General features: G+C 68.2%; 1 pseudogene. It reads left to right on the top strand.

Features of this window, described 5'->3' with window-relative positions:
- Window positions 1-37: 37 nt before the first annotated feature.
- Window positions 38-289, top strand: a pseudogene (locus SB772_RS40060) (cobalamin biosynthesis bifunctional protein CbiET); the annotation flags it as partial.

The following is a 289-nucleotide window of genomic DNA, read 5'->3' as shown; positions in this document are numbered from 1 at the left end:
AGCGTTTTCAGTACAGCAAGCAGATGAGGATCGACGCATGTCGGCGTGGCTGACCGTGGTGGGAATGGGCGATGACGGTTTTGCCGGCCTGGGGAAAACGGCGCGGCGCGCGCTGATCGACGCGTCGGTGATCTATGGCGGCGAGCGGCATCTGGCGATGCTGCCCGTGTGCCTGAACGCCGCGCGCGAGCCTTGGCCGCATCCGTTCGACATCGCGCCCGTGCTCGCGCGGCGCGACACGCCCGTGTGCGTGCTGGCGAGCGGCGATCCGATGTTCTACGGCGTCGGC

The sequence above is a fragment of the Paraburkholderia sp. SIMBA_030 genome (genome assembly GCF_046535245.1).
In the GTDB taxonomy this organism is placed as follows: Bacteria; Pseudomonadota; Gammaproteobacteria; order Burkholderiales; family Burkholderiaceae; genus Paraburkholderia.
The sequence above is the reverse complement of the archived record's forward strand: the minus strand, read 5'-3'. Positions and strand labels throughout refer to the sequence as shown.